Consider the following 17,915-nt stretch of genomic DNA (forward strand, 5'->3'; position numbering starts at 1 on the left):
TTTCGCGGGGGGTACGCCTCCCGTGTCGCATTTGCCTCTTCAACGAGCCGCTTTCCCGCAACACGCTCATGGCTCATTGGCTCTGCGCGCGTTGCTCCATGGATGGCTCCGCTTCTCGTCTGCACTGGCTTGCCCTGCGCTCGGCGCTGGCAAAGCCGCACGATGTGCATCGTTTCCTCAGGCTGCATACGACCTGCGGCCCCGATGTGCTGGTGGCCGAAACCCTCGATGGCGTCGAGCAGATCGACGGCATCGGCTTCCAGTGGACGATCACGGCGCTCTCGCTGGATGCGAGCCTGGCGCTGGCACCGCTGATCGGGCAGGGCGCGCTGCTGCAGCTGCAACAGGCCGACGGCAGCGTGCGGCCGCTGCATGGACGCATCACCGCCGCCGAGCGGCTGGGCAGCAATGGCGGCCTGGCGCGCTACCGGCTGCGCCTGCAGCCCTGGCTGGCTTTCCTGTCGCAGCGCGTGGACAGCTACGTCTTCCATGACAAGACCGTGGTCGAGATCGTCGAAGACCTCTTCGCCGATTACGGCACGTTGGCGCCGGCCTGGCGCTGGTCGCTGGGCGATGCCAGCCAGTACGCGCGGCGCAGCCTGACCACCCAGTACCAGGAAAGCGACCTGGCCTTCATCCAGCGCCTGCTGGCCGAAGAAGGCATCTATTACTGGTTCGAGCATGCCGGCGAGCCCGGCGGCGCGGACTTCGGCACGCACACGCTGGTGCTGGCCGACCACAGCCACGACACCGCCGAGCTGGGCGTGGTGCGTTTCCACCGCCGCGACGAGAGTGAGCGCAGCGACAGCGTGCAGCAATGGTCCACCGCCAACCGCTGGCGGCCGGGCAAGGTCGAGCGCGCCACCTGGGATTACCGCACCCTGGAGCGCCGCCAGGCCAGTGCCGAGGCCGGGCAGGGCAACGACCTGGGCATCATCGACCGTGATACCTGCGGTCCTTACGGCTGGCAGGACAATGCCCGCGGCCAGCGCCGCGCACAGCAGCACCTGGATGCACTGCGCGTGCGCGCGCAGACCATCGACGGTGCCGGCCAGTGGCGCGTGCTGGCGCCCGGCGCACGATTCGGGCTGTCGCAGCACCCGCAGGTGGGCGAGGACGCTCGTTTCCTGTGCCTGTCGGTGCGGCACCAGGCGCGCAACAACCTCGATGCCGAGGTGTTTGATGCGCTGGAGAAGACTCTGGGCCCGGCCAGCGTCGCGGCCCCGGCACTGCCCGGCGCATTGTCCGGGCTGGCCTATGGCGATGCCCCCGGCGAGGTGTCCACCGCGTTCTACGACAACCGCTTCGTGGCCATTCCGGCTGAGGTGGTCTATCGCCCGCAGACCGAGGATGGCCACGGCGCGCACCTGCATCCGCGGCCGACGATCACCGGCACGCTCAGCGCGATCGTGGTCAGCGATGGCGACCCGCTGCTGTCCGACCGCGATCACCGCATCAAGGTACAGTTCCCCTGGCAGCGCGGCGGCAACGCCAGCAACGGTTTGGCCCACCCCGGTGGCGACGACAACGCCCCGGCCAACGGCGGCGCCTGGACCTGGGTGCGGGTGATGACCCCGTGGGCCGGCGACAACTGGGGCGGCGTGGTGCTGCCACGGCGCGGGCAGGAAGTGCTGGTGGCGTTCCTGGAAGGCGACATCGATCGCCCGGTGGTGGTCGGTGCGGTCTACAACGGCCGTGGCCAGCAGGATGCGCAGCACAACCAGATCAACGGCGGTGGCGGCAACGCCACCGGCAACGCGGCGGCGTGGTTCGAGGGCAATGACCACGCGGCGGTGTATACCGGCTTCAAGAGCCAGGCGCTGGCTGACAGCCAGGGCGGCACCGGCGGCTACCAGCAGCTTCGCTTCGACGACACGCCCGGGCAGGGCCGAGCCCAGCTGTCCACCACCCAGCACGAAACCACGCTGACGCTGGGCCACCTGAAGGGCGGCCAGGACAACGTGCGCGACGGTGAGCGTGGCTTTGGCGTGGAACTGGCCACGCAGGCACAGGGCGCACTGCGCGCGGGCCGCGGCCTGCTGCTGACCACCGAGCAGGGCACGCCGCAGATGGCCGCACCGCAGGCGCTGACCCAGCTGCAGGAAGGGCAGCAGTTGCTGCAGCAGTTGGCCGAATCGGCGGCCAACCAGCAGGCGCAGCTGCCGAGCGACCCGGCCGAGCTGCCCGCGGACACCACGCTGGGCGAGCTGCAGGAACACCTGCGTGCGACCCACAGCGGCAGCACGGCCGGCAGCATCACCGGGGGGGATGGCGAAGCACCCGGCTGGAGCGCCCCGATTCTGCTGGGCAGTGGCGTGGCCGGCGTGCTGAGCCTGACCCCGGCTGACCAGGTCTGGGTGAGCGGCACGCACACCACCCTGGCCAGCGGCGTGGCGCTGAACTGGATGACGCAGGGCTCGCTGACGCTGGCGGTTGCCGGCGGCCTGGTGCTGTACACCGCCGGTGTGCAGCCCAGCGGCGAGAGCCCGAACCAGGAACGCGGCATCGCACTGCACGCCGCGCAGGGCAAGGTCAGCGCACGCGCGCACAAGAACCAGGCGATCGTGGCGGCCAAGACCCAGGTGCGTATCGCCAGTACCGAGGCGGACGTGATGCTGTCGGCGCCGAGCAAGCACCTGCTGGCGACGGCGGCCGGGGCCTACATCCGGATCGAGGGCGACAACATCGAGCTGGGCGCGCCGGGGAAGGTGGAATTCAAGGCGAGCCAGCGGGAGTGGGTGGGGCCGGCAACCAGTTCGGACGCGGCAGACGTACCTGCTGGGCAGTTCAAGGGCTGCGAACCGCACTTGACCGCAGCAGTGTGCCGGCACGAAGGATGCGCCGATGTCGGTTGAGTCGTTGTGCGAACAGCTGATTGGCATCGACCGCAGCAGCCCGGGGCAATGCCACCTGCTGATGCAGCCAGCGGTAGAGCGATGTGAGAGGGACGAGGCCTTCGACGCGCTGCTGGACTCGGCTGGAGTCCAACCGGTCCCGATCGTCATTCGGCAGATACCGGCTGCCATGTGGCCGTCCCTGATCCCGCTCGACCTGAGCAGAGGCATGCATTCCCTGCTGTCGGGCCAGGCGATGGCAATGGCGTTGGAGCAGCGCTCCCTGGCGTCACTGCTGACCGCACGCCCACAACGTGCGTGTGCGTGGCTATGGACGCCGCTGCTGACCCGGCAACTGGCCAACCAGCTAGCCGCGCAAGCGGTCGCTCACTGCCCGCACGCACAGGGTCGAAAGCGGTGGCTGCGCTTCTACGATCCGATGGTGACGGACCTGTTCCTGCACACCTCATCGCGTTCGCAACGGGCGTATCGCTTTGCCGGCGTCACAACGTGGATGTTCCTGGATCGCTGGGGACACTTGGCCATCAACAACATGGTCGCGCCTGCGCTGCCCGGTGACCCGGCCGTGTCCTGGCCGAAGGTGGAGTGCATTGGCGCATTGAACCAGGCTTGGATCGGAGCGCTGCAGACCGGCGACCTGCCCGACCGTTCCACCTTCGCCCACGTACAACGCTGTGTCGAAGAAGCGCACCGTCGTGGCGTGGCCAATGGACATGAGCTGGATCTGTTTGCAAGGCATGCGATCTCGCTTGGCGCTCACTTCCACAGGCATCCCACCGTTCAGAGGCTGCTGGCGCAGGTGGAGAAGGGCGAACGGTACGACGAACTGGCATGGCGCATTGAAGACGCAGAGTGGCAGGACATACGCGCGGCAGCGTCGGGACACGCAGCTGCGATCAAGGGAGGGTTGCACACATGACGCAGCATGGTGAGGAAGGAAACGACGTGAGCGGCTCCTACACCGGCACCAGCAACAGGGGAGTTCGCGGCAAGGACAGCCAAACCGTATCTGACCTTCCTGTTGTTACCGCCGCACCGCCGGAGTCGCAGAGCCGCGCGGTCTGCGACATCTGCCGCTCTACCGGACTCGCCATTCTGCCGGTGCGCTATACCTTGGTACCCGACAGTTGTGACGTCGACCTGGGCGGACTATCACCCTCACATATGCCCGACGCTGACATGAGTGCAGCGGGACTTGCGCATGCCCTCAGGACCATGCGCCAAGGCATGTTGTACCTGTACTACGAGAAGGGGCCTTACGGTCCTCAGTACTGGGAATGCTACGCCATCGCCGAGAACGGTACGTTGTGGCGGCAGCCTTCCGCAATGAGCGCCCGCCCTATCGTCGGAGCAGGGCTGCCGAGCTGTGGGCGCAGCGGTCACGATTACATGCGCACCGAGTTCATCACCATACCGCGGCCCGATGTGTGCGGGACGGTCTGGCTCGCCTACTCCCAGCACCCATGGACGCCCGCGACGCTGGACCGCTATGGGTCCGACCCGGTCCTGCGCGCCGAGCGGATGCAGTCGATCGAGCCTGCCAGATGGATCAGGTCGGCGAGAGCGGAGGGCGACCAAGCACCGTTGAAGGACGCCGATGGGCTGGCCTCCATCATGGAATATCGGTTGCTGGACAATCCCTCGGGCGATCCGCCGGATCTCCCTCACATCAGCGCGCTCCCGGCGGCTTCCACGCTGGATGGCGCACTCAACGTCGCACGGCTGCGAAAGCATGGCACGCGTTACCCATGGTCACGGCGGGACTACCCCCGTAACGGCGGTATCGACCCTCGCGAGCACCGCTTCAAGCTGCTGCAGCAACACAGCAGTAACGGGCGAATCGGCAGTGATCGCCACGAGTACCCGCCCATGCTGCTGGGACTATGGGATGCGGTTGGGGCTGTGCATGAGCTCAGTGGCTACTGCAATGACCTCGCTGCCTGCATCGGCCAGTTCAAGCGTGAGCGCGAGCTGGAGGTTTCAGCGGTTGACCAGATCGAACAGATCTCGCGGCTGCTGGAACTCAATGGCGCGGTGATGGCTGGGAACTATGCAGCGCAGACCGTGCGGGAGGAGGAACGGCAGCTCCGTCTCGGGAATCCCTCGCTTCCGTCATGGGACCCGAGAGTGAAGATTCCTGACGAGGAAAAACGGAAGCGGGAGCAGGCATACAAGGACATGTTTCTGCCGCTCTATCTGCAGGATGCGCAGGAAGCGTGGAAGAACAAGTATTGGCCGCTGATTGATGAGCCTCGCTTTACCGCGTTCAAGAAGAACCTGGATGCAATGGCGCAGATGGTGCTCGACCGGTTGGGCCCAGAGATGGCTGTGCTGGTTGCCTGGCTCCGCCATGATCTGTTTCTGGCGACGCTTGAGGACTTTGACGGACAGTCTGCGGCGCAAGGCGTGTGGTTCGAAGAAGTAATCACCGATGCCATCGCGGCGCTCGGCATGCACGAGATCGGTCGTGCATTTTTGACTGAATCGGCCAACGACACAAAGGTTACCGGAAGAGGATCCCTGCTCTGGCGAGCGGTTGCCAAGAACCAGAAAGAGGCTCGCGAGGAGCTGGAGCAGACACTCTCGGCGGCGCAGGTCGGGGCCGACACAATTCTTGAGGTGGCCGGCGCAAGCTGGGCGGCATTTGTCGCAGGCACCGCACATCTGAAGTCTTTCTTGACCCTTCACCGCAAGTTGGAGGTGGCGCAGAAGGAGGCTGCGCCCTCCACCGCCAGTGCCCGCATCCTTCGCGACAGTGGCGTTGATCGCTTCGTCACTACCGCAGGTGCGTACCTCCTGAATCGATTCCCGATGAAGGGCATCCAGGATACTGTCGGCAATGCCATGGTCCGCGTTGTGCTCCTGACGCGGGCATTGATGGAGCGCGATGAGGCGATCAGCCTGGTGGCCGAAGAGCTGAGCAGTGGCCAGCAGGGCAAGCGCTATTTCCTGGAGCGCATCCAGTTCTATCGCAAGGAGGGGAGTGCACTGCCGATGCAGTTCGCACTCCGCGATCTGGAGCTGCACCACGGCGCGCTGGCGATGCGCAAGCGTTGGCAGGCAGCGGCGGAGAGCAGCCGTAATGTCGTCGGTCTGAATTCCCTTACGGGCGTGCTGGAGATGGTGAACTTCATCCATCTGGCAACCAAGGTCGATAAGGACACGCGCGACTATGCGACGTTATTGGCGTCCGGCATGTCGCTTTTGGCTGTGTACACCAGTGTGCATGAAACCGTAGCCAAGGAGTTCTTTGGGGAGGGCAGTGTCAGTGCCATTCGGATGAAGGCTGCCGGCAGTGTGCTTGCGGGGGCGGGTAGTTTTATTGGGGCGTATTACACCCTGGACGAGGCTAATGCGACCGTGAGGAAAGGCAACTACGCTCATTTCACAGCGCTCTTGGTCAAGGGTGGCGTGGCAGGAGCAGCCGGATCTGCTCATTTTCTGACGGCGCTTGCTTATTCCTCCCCGGTGATCGAACGGACTGTTGGGAGAAATGGACTAACTTTAGGTCTGAGGGGGCTGCATGCTGGACTTGAAGTTGCCGCAGGAAGAGAAGGCGGACAGATAGTCGCATCGCAGGCAATGAAACGCGTCGGCGTGTGGATCTTGCGGTTGAGTGGCTGGGAGGTGGCTTTGATTCTGTTGGCCATTGAGGCGCTGATCTGGGCGATCAGCCCAAATGAGCTGGAGAAATGGTGTGCGAAAAACTCCTTAGGAAAAGGGGCTGAAAAGAAGGTTGGAGGTTCTTATTCAACAGCTCGGGAGCAGCAGCTGGCGTTTGAAAAGGCTCTCGGTGCCGTGTCTGCGAGGGTGCAATGATTACTGAAATTCAGGTAGATCCTACTAGCAGTGGCCCGCTTGAAACTGAGGTTGGAAAAATTGTGGGTCTGAGGGTTCAGCATTGCGTAAAGAACGTGTTCTGGCGGGAAGGTGATCGGGAGGGGATGGCGGCCACCGGTGCATTAGCAGCGGCGCTGGGCCTTAGTGGGCCAGCAGCAGGCATGGCCATGATGTCTGTGGAGGAAATGGAAGAGCCAGTTACCAAAGTTGAGTTCAGACTTGGTGAAATGGATGTGGAAGGGCTTCTCTGGAACTGGCCTTTCAACGAGGGTGATGTTGTTCGAGTTGTCGGTGCACGGAACGACGAAGGAAGGTTCTTTGCTATCTCAGTTCTTGATGAAGATAGAAGGATCATTGTTTCCTATCCGCATGTTAGTGCTGGTACGTTGGCGCATTGGATTTCAGTGCTTAAATACTCGCTTGTGATCTCAATTCCGTGGTGGGGGTTGGTAATAGCTTTCTATGCATGGAAATTTTATGCGCCATTTCACCTGTTGGTTCAGTCATATTTCGTGGGCGTTCTTGTTTTTTGTGTGATTGGGTATCGAGTTGGTCGTAGATTTGTCAGTTACGCTAAATTGGCGGATTCGGTTTTTTCTACGCTTGGGTGGAAGGGGGCTAGGGGAATAAATCTTCGTAGATTGACCAAGAGGAAGCGACAGGCAGGTGATCATGTCGCTCTGGGTGATACCTATTTCAGATATTGAATTCTCTACATCAGTGTTGGGGCGATGACCGGCAGATGCTCGACCAGTTGGTCTGAAAGCAAAATTCCGCTGGATATAGAGGCTGGTGTGATCTCAAAACTTTTCGTTGAACATGCGTTCGAGGATGTTCTGTCCCGTTCTGACGATCGAGAGCAAATGGCCGCAGTGGGTGTAGTTGCAGCGGCGCTTGGCTTGAGCGGGCCATCAGCAGGCATGGCCGTGATGTCAAGCGAAGGGGGGGCGGAGCCAGTGGTACGAGTCAGGTTCATGCTGGGAGATCTATCGGTGTCTGCGCTGCTGTGGAACTGGCCGTTTAGGGAGGGGCAGAGCGTTAGAGTGGTGGGCAAGCGATGGCCCGACGGAACGTTCTTTGCGATCTCTGTATTGGACGAGGATGAGAGGCTGATCGTTTCCTATCCTCATGTTACGGCAGGCAGTACCTCGCACTGGCTGCGTGTCTTCTGGATTTCCTTGGCGATCTCAGTTGTTTGGTGGGGGGGGGGCGGCTGTTCTCGCAACTGCCTTTGTTTGGGACGTCAAATCCGATAGTAAGTTCGAAGTTATTTCTGGCACCTGTATTGCCGGAGCCTCAATTTTTGGAGTGATTGGATGGAGGATCGGGCGTCGTCTATTTGGATTTGCGAGGATGGCAGACCGCGTATTCACTGCGCTGGATTGGTGCGATCCCACGAAGATTAATCTCAGGTCTGGAAAGTTCGCTCAGGCGCGAAAGGGCGATTCTTCCGGCGTTGGGGATACCTACTTCAGATACTAGTTGCTATCAAATAGGCAGTGTGGGGGCGCTACTGGCCTGGTTTCGATCCGGTCCGTCAAGGAGTGGTATGCAAATGAGTGGCGGCAAAGAGGCTCTGCTTGAAATGGAGAGCGGAGTTATCTCCGGTCTCAAAGTTCAATACGTGATGGAAAACATTTTCTGGCGAGAAGGCGATCGCGTAGGAATGGCTGCGACCGGTGCGTTGTCCGCCGCATTAGGCCTCAGTGGTCCAGCAGCAGGTATGGCGATGATGTCTGCGGAGGAAATGGCGGAGCCGGTCACGAAAGTCGAATTCCGTCTTGGCGACCTCGCCGTGGAAGGTATTCTCTGGAACTGGCCCTTTAGCGAAGGTGACCTCGTTCGAGTTGTTGGGACACGGGGGCGCGAAGGTAAATTCTTTGCTATCTCAGTTCTTGATGAGGAGAAGAGATTGATCGTCTGCTATCCGCACGTCAGTTCTGGCACGTTGGCGCATTGGATTGTAGTGCTAAAACTATCGCTTGTGATTCTGATTCCTTGGTGGGGATTTATAATAGCTCTGTTTGCTTGGTTGACATCCGCGCCATTTTATTTCTTGGCTCGGGCGTATTTGATTGGTGTTCTTGTTTTCTGTTTAATTGGATATCGAATTGGTCGGCGGTTTGTTTGTTACGCAAAAATGGCGGATTCTATTTTTTCTACGCTTGGGTGGAAAGGTGTGAGGCGAATAAATCTTCGTGGAGTCACCAAGAGGAAGCGACAGGCAGGTGATCATGTCGCTCTGGGTGATACCTATTTCAGATATTGAATTCTCTACACCAGTGTTGGGGTGATGTCCGGCAGATGCTCGATCAGTTGGCCTGAAAGTGGAATTCCGCTTGATACGGAGACTGGTGTGATCTCAGAGCTTTTCGTTGAGCATGCGTTCGAGGATATTCTGTGCTGTTCTGTTTGCCGGGCCGGATTGGAGCGATCCTAAAAAGATCAATCTCAGATCCGGAAAGTTGGCTCGAGCGCGAGAGGGTGATGGCTCCGGTATTGGGGATGCCTATTTCAGGCGCCAGGAATTATCAATGGCGCGGTATGGTGGCGGGTATGATTTGAAAATTGTTACGAGGTCATCGTCGTGAATGTTTCGCGGTCCCGGGCTTTGCAAGGAATTGGTCCGTTCGATACTGAAACTGGGATTATTTCCGGCCTGCGCATAATGCACGTTGTAGAAAATGTGTTCTGGCGTAGTGGCGATCGCGAGGGTGTGGCCGCCACTGGAGCCTTTGCTGCTGCACTCGGTCTCAGTGGTCCTGCGGCCAGCATGGCGATGATGTCCTCCGAGGAGATGGAGGAGCCAGTTGTCCGAGTTGAGTTCCGACTAGACGATTTGATCGTGAAAGGCCTGCTCTGGAACTGGCCCTACAAGGAAGGAGATCTCGTGAAAGTGGTCGGAAGCCGAAACCCGGACGGAGTATTTATCGCGTTCTCGGTATTGGATGAGCGCAAGAGATTGATTGTCTCCTACCCACACGTCAGTGCTGGCAGTCGCGCTCACTGGATCTCGGTCTGGAAGTACACGTCATTGATTTCGTTGCCGATATGCACATTTTTTACCGTAGGTATTGGCCTGAATTCTCTAGGCATCCTGGAGGACGGATGGTTGTTGTTGAAGTTGCTGCTTTGCATATTTGCTGGGCTCCTGCTCATCGCTGCCACTGTTGGGGTCAGTATTGGCTATCGATTTCACCGGTTTGCCCGGCTTGCTGACGGCATATTTGGCTCGCTTGGCTGGGGCGACAGTAAGAGTGTGAATCTAAGGCGTATTACAAAACTCAAAAGAAGCCCGAGTGATCCTGCTGCGCTTGGTGATACCTATTTCAGATACTGAGAATCTCTTGATGATTTCGATGGCGGATACGCGCCGGTCAGCGTGTGGCTTTTCCAAGGTGGATTTGCAGTGAATCGCAAACCTAAGCCGGGCTCGACCGGCAAGGTGCTGTTCGAGACGGAAACCGGCATCATTTCCAGTCTGCGGGTCAGACATGTGGTGCAGAACGTCTTCTGGCGCGACGGGGATCGCGAAAAAATGGCCGCCACGGGCACCGCTGCCGCCGCGCTGGGCCTTAGCGGGCCCGCCGCTGGCATGGCGATGATGTCCAATGAGGAAACGGAAGAACCAGCGACGAGGGTGGAGTTTCGATTCGGCGAAATGCTGGTGAAGGGACTGTTCTGGAATTGGCCCTTCAAAGAGGGCGACTCCGTGCGGGTGGTCGGGCGTCGGGACAAGGCGGGGAACTTCATTGCCTTGTCCGTCCTCGATGAGCAGAAGAGGCTCATCGTTTCCTATCCGTATGTCAGTTCAGGTAGCTGGGCCCACTGGATCGCGGTGGCCAAGTACTCGCTGGCGCTATCTGTTCCCTTGTACATGATCCACGTCGCGTTCTTCCTGATCGACGCTCTCACGGGAGACGGACTGCCAACCTTGGAGATGATCGCGGATGCGTACTTGATATGCGTTCTGGTCTGCTTCTACCTTGGATACAGAATTGGCCGCTATTTCACGCGGTTCGCAAAGATGGCCGATGCGATATTCGGAACGCTGGGTTGGCCCAATGCAAAGCGCATCAATCTGCGACGCATCACCAAGCGGAAGCGTCAGCCGGGCGACCACCCCGCCTTGGGTGATACCTATTTCAGGTACTGACCATCAGCGGCTGACACCACGCTTCCCCAGCAAACCACACATTTCTACCGCGCCGCCGCAATCGCCTTCACCCTGGCCCGCGCCAGTGCCTCGCCCACCGCAGGGCCCTTCAGGTGGCTCAGGTCCAGATCACGCGCCTGTACCGACAGCGCGGCCTGGTGCAGGCGCTTGAGCGTTTCGCCCTGCGGGTAATCGCCTTCTTCAAAGCCCAGACGGCCGCGCTTGTCGGCCTCGCAGCACAGGGCGATGCGGGCCACGCGCTCGGGCCGGCGCAGCGCATCGCAGCGGCCCAGCAGCTCCAGCACAGTGGCATCGCGTAGTTCGTCGATGCGGTGCACGTTCAAGTGTTCACGGCAGACGGCTTCGGCCAGCTGCTGATGCTCGGTGGGAATCTTCAAGCGCGCGCACAGCGCCTTGAGCGGCTTCAGACCACGCTGCTCGTGCATGATGTGGCGCGGCCATTCGTCCGGCGGGGTCAGGCCCTTGCCGAGGTCGTGGGTGAGTGCGGCGAAGCCGACCAGGTCATCGCCGGGTGCCAGGCGGGCGGCCATGTCGCTGACCATTTCCTGGTGGATGCCGGTATCCACTTCGGGGTGGAACTCAGCACGCTGCGGTACGCCGTACAGCGCTTCCAGTTCGGGAAGGATCGGGCCCAGCGCATGCGCGTCGTGCAGGGTGCGCAGGAAGGCCGACGGGCGTTCGCAGGCCAGTGCCTTGCGCAGTTCCTGCCACACGCGTTCGGGCACCAGCGCGTCCAGCTCGCCACTGGCGGCCACCTCGCGCATCAGCGCCAGGGTCTCTTCGGCAACGGTGAAACCCAGGGGGGCGAAGCGCGCCATGAAACGCGCCGCGCGCAGCACGCGCAGCGGATCTTCGACGAAGGCAGGGCCGACGTGACGCAGTACGCGCTGCTGGATGTCACGCGCGCCGCCATAGGGGTCGACCAGGGTGCCATCGGCTTCATCGCAGGCGATGGCGTTGATGGTAAAATCGCGACGCTGCAGGTCTTCTTCCAGGGTGACGGCCGGATCGGCATCCACCACGAAACCGCGGTAGCCGCGGCCGGATTTGCGCTCGGTTCGCGCCAGCGCGTATTCCTCACCGGTCTTGGGGTGCAGGAACACCGGGAAATCGCGGCCCACGGCGGTGTAGCCCTGCGCTTCCATCTGCGCGGGCGTGGCGCCGACCACCACCCAGTCACGGTCGCCGGCGGGGCGCTGCAGCAGGCGGTCGCGCACGGCGCCGCCAACAAGATAGATCTTCATGGGGGGATGATCGCACGGGCGTGTGTCGCCGCGCTGTGCGCTCGCCGGGCATGGCCCGGCGCTACCGGATCGGAAGGCACGACCCCGCGTCGATCAATCCCCGCCCTGGTCGGCGTCCGCCGCGCAGGTGAAGGCCTTGCGCTTGTCCACCAGGCGACCCATCAGCCGGTCGCTCAGCGGCAGCGCGTTGCCGTTGAGGCGCCAGTCGTAGATGACGCTGAAGGCCAGCACGCGGGCCACGTACTCGCGCGTTTCCTTGTAGCTGATCGTCTCGATCCACAGGTCCGGGTCGAAGCCCGGGCGCTGGGACTGCCAGCGTGCGGTCGGGGTCGGCCCGGCGTTGTAGGCGGCGATGGTGACGTAGGGCAGGCCGTCGTACTTGTTCATCAGCTGGCGCAGGTAGGCCGTGCCGATGGCGATGTTGGTGTCCGGGTCGTACAGGCTGTCGGCGCCGCCGTAGGCAGTCAGGCCGATGTTCTTCGCCACGCCCGCGCCCGTGGCCGGCAGCACCTGCATCAGGCCCATGGCATTGGCAGGCGAGCGCGCGCGCGGGGTGAAGGTGCTCTCGGCGCGGATCTCGGCGGCTACCCAGGCCGGGTCGATGGCATTGCGCGAGGATTCGCGGCGGATGGTGCTGTCGTGGTGCAGCGGGAAGCGCAGGTCGTACAGGCGCTGTTCCTGCGGCTGCTTGCCGAGTGCGAACACGGCGCGGTCGAACCAGCCATTGTCCTGTGCCACACGCACCGCCAGGCGGCGCTGGGTGTCATCGAAGCGGGCCAGCGCGCTGTTCCACTCGGCCACGGCCCAGCCGTTGCGATCGATCTGGTACAGCGCCATCGCGCGCTGGATGGCCGGGTCGCGGGCGACGGCGGCCTGCGCCTGGGCGCTGTCATTGGGCTTCCACGGGCACAGCGTGTAGTTCTGCTGCAGCTTGTCGGCGGCGAGGAAACCGTGGAAGGTCGGCGCGCGCGCGGCGCTGCGGAACAGCGACTGGGCCTGCTGCGCGTGCCCGGTCTTTTCCAGCATGCGTCCTTCGAAATACGCCCAGCGCGAATCCGTGCGCTGCTTGCTGCCCATCTTGCGGATGGCGGTGAGTGCGGCCGGCCAGTCGCCACGCGACATCGCCTCGCGCACGCGCCATTCGTGCAGGCGCTCGTCGTAGGCCGATTCGGGCACCGCGTTGAGGCGGCGCGCGGAGTCGGGCAGGTAGGAGGCTACTGTCCACAACGCGATCTGGTACCGCACCTGGGCCTGTTGTTCGGCACTCAGGCCCAGCGCCTGTGCGTACTGCGGCAGCTGCTGTTCGGTGGCGCCGGGGTCGGCCTTGGCCAGCTTTTCCAGCCCATCGGTGGCGATGCGCCGGCTGCGTTCATTGCGCGGCCAGTTCAGCGCGCTGGCATTGGGCTTGTCGACGAAGGCGGCATAGGTGTTGGCCAGGGTCAGATCGGCCGCGGGGAGGCCACGCGCGGCGCTGCGCATCACCGCGGGCTGCTGCGCGTCGGCAGCGGCGTCGACGCGTTCCCAACGCAGTGCATCGCTCATGCCGCCCTGCGCCTGCAGCACAGCGAACACCGCATCGCAGGCATCGGGCAGTGATTTGCCGTTCTTGCGCCACAAGTCCTGCGCCTCGCTGATCCACTGCGGGTCGACCTTGCCGGTGGCCTGGCGCGCGGTCAGCTGCGCGCAGCGCAGGCCGAGGTTGTCGGTCGGTGCCCAGTTGGCCAGCAGGGTAGGCCAGTCCTGGCGGCGGGCCACCGAGGGCAGCCAGACGCTGCGGAAGCTGTTGGCCACGGCCTGCCCCTCATAGCGCTTGAGGAAGGCCTGCGCCTGGCCGCTATCGACCGTATCGATGTTGCGGCGCAGCTGGGCGAACTCGACCCAGCCATAGGCCGGGTGGCGGCTGAGCGCGGCGGCCTGGCCCGGACCGAGCTGGCCGCGTTCGGCAGCGTCGATGGCGGCCTTGAGCTGGCCGCTCTGGGCGTCGAGTGACTGGGCGCTGGCGCAGCCGATCAGCAGCGATGCGGACAGCGGGAGCAGGGACAGGGCGGTCGAAGAGCGTCGGGTCATGGCGCCAGCATAGCGGGCGCTGGCTGAATTCAGTTTCTCGCCGCGTGCACGTCGCAGCGCGGGCAACGGCAGCTGAATGCTTCGTGGATGCCCACTGCCGTCGGCACATGGCGGCGGCGTACTGTCGGCTTGGGCGAACGGCCCGGGTGCAAGGAGTGGCACATGGCGTTCAACAGCGCAGGAAGAAGCGGTCCCTTGGCGGAGATCAATGTCACGCCGCTGGTGGATGTGATGCTGGTTCTGCTGATCATTTTCATCGTTACCGCGCCGATGCTGTCGCGGCCCATCGCGGTGCAGTTGCCGCAGGCCACCGACCGGGTGGTCGATCGTCCCGACCCACCGCCACCGGTCGAGCTGCGCCTGGATGCGTCCAGCCAGCTGAGCTGGAATGGCCAGCTGATGGCCATCGGTGATCTGCAGGCCCGCCTGCGCGCCCAGGCCAGTGAGCACGCCGGCAACCTGCCGGAGCTGCGCATCGCCACCGATCCGTCTGCCGAGTACGAAGGCATGGCGAAGATCCTGGCGGCGGCCGAGGCGACGGGGATGGAGCGGATCGCGTTCGTGCGATGACCGCTGGCGAGGACGGCCCGGCATCCGTGCGGGCCGTCCTTCGTCTGGGCGTGGCTGTCGTTTTGGCCCGCATCCGTTCAGCGCTCTTGATGGTGCATTGCCGCACCTTTTGCGCATTTCAGGACATTAATTGACGCGATCTCCGGTCTGTTCCGTCAATTCCACGTGAAATGGTGTCCGTCGTCACGTCGTGATTTTTACCGCTTGTTTACAAAGGAGACGCTGCCGCCATGCAGGGGGGAGCGCGGCAGTCCATGTCCCGACATTCCTTTGGAGAGAGAGCGAATGAATCACCTGCATTACCGCCCCTTGGCGGTCGCTGTTGCGCTGTGCGTGACGGCCCTGGCACCGCTGGGGGCAATGGCCCAGACGGCCACCACCCTGGATGCCGTCGAAGTCACCGGCACGCGCATCAAGCGCGCTGAAGTGGAAGGCCAGGTGCCGATCCAGACGTTGAGCCGTGGCGACATCGAGCGCACGGGCCTGAGCTCGATCGGCGAAGTGCTGCAGCAGCTCACCGGTTCGGGCTCGGCGCTGAACGCCAAGTTCAATTCGTCCGGCAACTTCGGCTTCCCGCCGGATGGCAGCGGTGTCGGCGCGGGTTCGGCCCAGGTCGACCTGCGCCACCTGGGCGCCAAGCGCGTACTGGTGCTGGTCGACGGCATCCGCTGGGTCAATGAATCATCGGCCTCCGGCGTGGGCGCGGCCACCGACCTGAACACCATTCCGCTGGCGATCGTTGAACGCATCGAAGTGCTGGAAGACGGTGCGTCGTCGCTGTACGGCTCCGATGCGATCGCCGGCGTGGTCAACATCATCACCCGGCGCGATTTCGATGGCGGGCAGGTGACCCTCAACTACGGTGAGTACAGCAAGGGTGATGGCACGCAGAAGGGCGTGGACCTGGCCTGGGGCACCAGCGGCGAGCGCTACAGCCTGTTCCTCGGCGCCAGCTGGACCCGGCAGGACGCGGTGTACGCACGCGACCGCGAGCAGTCGCGCTTTCCCATCCCCGGTACCGGGCTGGCCTTCGGCAGCGGTGGCATCCCGCAGGGGCGTTTCGCCTTCGTCGATCCCAACACCGGCGCCGAACAGGACATCGTGCCCAACACCGGCGTGAGCAACCCGCGCTATGACGGCAGCGCCGGCTGCAACCGCAGCGATGACTACCACTGCTTCACCAGTGCCGATCGCTTCAACTTCGCCGAATACAACATGGTGCTGACGCCGTCCGAGCGCAAAGGCGTGTTCGGCCAGTTCCGCTTCGACATCACCGACGACGTGCAGTGGTACGTCAAAGCGCTGGGCAACCGCCGCGAATCGACCAACCAGGCGGGCCCGGAACCGCTGTTCTTCGGCCCTGACGGCGCCACCGGCAATCCGCTGGCCGACAACATCGTGGTGTCGGCGCTGAACCCGTACAACCCGTTCGGCTTCGACCTGGCGTCCGGCGACAACATGACCCTGATCGGTCGTCGACCGGTGGAGGGCGGCGCGCGCGTGTTCGAGCAGGAGGTCAACACGACCTACTTCGCCACCGGGCTGGTGGGCAGTTTCCAGGCGGCGAACCGCAGCTGGTACTGGGACGTCAACGGCATGTACAGCAAGAACAAGGCCGAGCAGACCAACTACGGCAGCTACAACATCTACAACGTGAACCTGGCGCTGGGTGATCCGGCACTGTGCGCCGCAACCCCCGGCTGCGTGCCGCTGAACATCTTCGGCGGCGTCGGCTCGATCACCCCGGACATGCTGCGCTGGATCCAGCCGGTGGTGCGCGACCGCAGCCAGAACGAGCTGAGCCTGGTCACCGCCAACCTGTCCAGTGATCTGTTCACGCTGCCGGCCGGCCCGGTCTCCTTCGCCACCGGCCTGGAGCACCGCCGCTATGAAGGCTGGTACCAGCCGGATCCGCTGACGGTGATCGGCCACTACAACGGCGTGCCCTCGCAGCCGACGTCCGGTTCGTACGACGTCAACGAGGCCTACGTCGAGCTGAGCATCCCGATCTTCGCCGATTCGTCGCTGGGCAAGAAGCTGGACCTGAGCCTGGCCGGGCGCTATTCGGATTACTCCACCTTCGGTGGCGAGTTCACCCCCAAGTACGGCCTGCGCTGGCAGGTGACCGATGACTTCGTGCTGCGCACGACCTACGCCGAGGGCTTCCGTGCGCCGTCCATCGGCGAGCTGTACGGTTCGGCCGCGCGTGCGGACCTGCAGCTGTTCGATCCCTGCTCGGTGGGCCTGGGCGGCACCGCGCCGCGCGGCAATCCTGCCAACTGCGCCGCGCTGGGCGTGCCGGCCGGTTTCCAGCAGGCCAACTCGCAGATCTCGGTGACCACCGGCGGCAACCGCGAACTGGAGCCGGAGCGTTCGCGCAGCTTCAGCGCCGGTTTCGTGTGGAGCCCGTGGTTCGGCAACGACACCTCGTGGTCCGAACGCTTCGACGTGGAGGTGACCTTCTATCGCCACAACATCGACGGCGCGATCCAGGCGATCAACGCACAGACCCAGCTGGACCTGTGCGTGGATACGCTGGACCCGATCTACTGTGATGGCATCACCCGCGCCAGCACCGGTGCGGTCAGCAGCTTCAACAACCGCCTGACCAACCTGGGTTCGATCAAGACCGATGGCTGGGACGTGGACATGTTCTGGACGCTGCCGCAGAGCGACATCGGCCAGTTCAAGCTGGGCTGGAAGAACACGTTCGTCGGCCGCTACGAGGCCACGGGTGCGGCCGGCCAGCGGCAGCCGCAGAAGCCGGGCGTGGAAGTGGCCGACAGCTCGATTCCGGAATGGACCAGCAACGCCAGCATCGGCTGGACGCTGGACAACTGGAGTGCCAACTGGACGGTGCGCCACATCTCCGAGCTGACCGAAGACTGCGGTGATGCGGTGGCCTTCCCGGTGTGCAGCAACCAGGCCGCCGGTACCAACACGCTGTCCGCCACCACCTACCACGATGTGCAGGTGGGCTACAAAATCAACTGGATGAAGGGGCTGCAGCTGACCGCGGGCCTGAACAACGTGTTCGACAAGGATCCGCCGATCTGCCTGTCGTGCTCGTTGAACGGCTACGACGCCTCGACCTATGACATTCCGCGTGGCCGCTACTGGTACATGCGCGCGGACCTGCGGTTCTAGGCTGACAGGCAGGTG

12 protein-coding genes are annotated in these 17,915 nt (G+C 63.1%); 10 read left to right on the forward strand and 2 right to left on the reverse strand.

The window, feature by feature from the left end:
- The first annotated feature begins 98 nt into the window (after window positions 1–98).
- From AC3WL7_RS14490 to AC3WL7_RS14525, 8 genes are all read left to right on the forward strand, one after another.
- Window positions 99–2,855 carry a type VI secretion system Vgr family protein gene (locus tag AC3WL7_RS14490; RefSeq protein WP_492751081.1) on the forward strand — a complete coding sequence of 919 codons (2,757 nt, stop codon included), beginning with the start codon at window positions 99–101 and terminating at the stop codon, window positions 2,853–2,855.
- Window positions 2,845–3,774: a DUF4123 domain-containing protein gene (locus tag AC3WL7_RS14495; protein WP_492751083.1), complete on the forward strand. Its 930-nt coding sequence runs from the start codon at window positions 2,845–2,847 to the stop codon at window positions 3,772–3,774. The genes AC3WL7_RS14490 and AC3WL7_RS14495 overlap by 11 nt, the downstream gene beginning before the upstream one ends.
- Window positions 3,771–6,674, forward strand: a complete 2,904-nt coding sequence (locus AC3WL7_RS14500) for a T6SS effector BTH_I2691 family protein (protein WP_492751085.1) — start codon at window positions 3,771–3,773, stop codon at window positions 6,672–6,674. Before AC3WL7_RS14495 ends, AC3WL7_RS14500 begins: the two co-directional genes overlap by 4 nt.
- Window positions 6,671–7,402: a putative type VI secretion system effector gene (locus AC3WL7_RS14505; protein ID WP_492751087.1), complete on the forward strand. Its 732-nt coding sequence runs from the start codon at window positions 6,671–6,673 to the stop codon at window positions 7,400–7,402. The genes AC3WL7_RS14500 and AC3WL7_RS14505 overlap by 4 nt, the downstream gene beginning before the upstream one ends.
- A gap of 24 nt (window positions 7,403–7,426) precedes the next feature.
- Complete coding sequence (locus AC3WL7_RS14510; RefSeq protein ID WP_492751090.1) at window positions 7,427–7,951, forward strand: putative type VI secretion system effector; 525 nt, start codon at window positions 7,427–7,429, stop codon at window positions 7,949–7,951.
- A 299-nt stretch (window positions 7,952–8,250) separates the two neighbouring features.
- Window positions 8,251–8,964 (forward strand): putative type VI secretion system effector, encoded by a 714-nt coding sequence (locus AC3WL7_RS14515; RefSeq protein WP_492751093.1) that lies wholly within the window; start codon window positions 8,251–8,253, stop codon window positions 8,962–8,964.
- A gap of 318 nt (window positions 8,965–9,282) precedes the next feature.
- Complete coding sequence (locus tag AC3WL7_RS14520) at window positions 9,283–10,035, forward strand: putative type VI secretion system effector (RefSeq protein WP_492751096.1); 753 nt, start codon at window positions 9,283–9,285, stop codon at window positions 10,033–10,035.
- Window positions 10,036–10,104: 69 nt separating this feature from the next.
- A complete protein-coding gene (locus tag AC3WL7_RS14525) occupies window positions 10,105–10,851 on the forward strand; it encodes a putative type VI secretion system effector (RefSeq protein WP_234458421.1) in 747 nt (248 codons plus the stop codon).
- A gap of 44 nt (window positions 10,852–10,895) precedes the next feature.
- Here AC3WL7_RS14525 and AC3WL7_RS14530 read toward each other — a convergent pair whose 3' ends face one another.
- Together AC3WL7_RS14530 and AC3WL7_RS14535 are read right to left on the reverse strand one after the other, a co-directional pair.
- Complete coding sequence (locus tag AC3WL7_RS14530) at window positions 10,896–12,116, reverse strand: multifunctional CCA addition/repair protein (RefSeq protein ID WP_200733042.1); 1,221 nt, start codon at window positions 12,114–12,116, stop codon at window positions 10,896–10,898.
- A gap of 93 nt (window positions 12,117–12,209) precedes the next feature.
- Window positions 12,210–14,183, reverse strand: coding sequence for a transglycosylase SLT domain-containing protein (locus AC3WL7_RS14535; RefSeq protein ID WP_200733043.1), 1,974 nt, complete (start codon window positions 14,181–14,183; stop codon window positions 12,210–12,212).
- A 162-nt stretch (window positions 14,184–14,345) separates the two neighbouring features.
- Here AC3WL7_RS14535 and AC3WL7_RS14540 point away from each other — a divergent pair, with 162 nt between their 5' ends.
- Entirely contained in the window at window positions 14,346–14,753 is a 408-nt protein-coding gene (locus AC3WL7_RS14540) for an ExbD/TolR family protein (RefSeq protein WP_492751101.1), read from the forward strand.
- A 285-nt stretch (window positions 14,754–15,038) separates the two neighbouring features.
- A complete protein-coding gene (locus AC3WL7_RS14545) occupies window positions 15,039–17,900 on the forward strand; it encodes a TonB-dependent receptor (protein ID WP_492751103.1) in 2,862 nt (953 codons plus the stop codon).
- Window positions 17,901–17,915 lie beyond the last annotated feature (15 nt).

Source organism: Stenotrophomonas sp. FW305-3-2-15-E-LB1 (genome assembly GCF_058787375.1).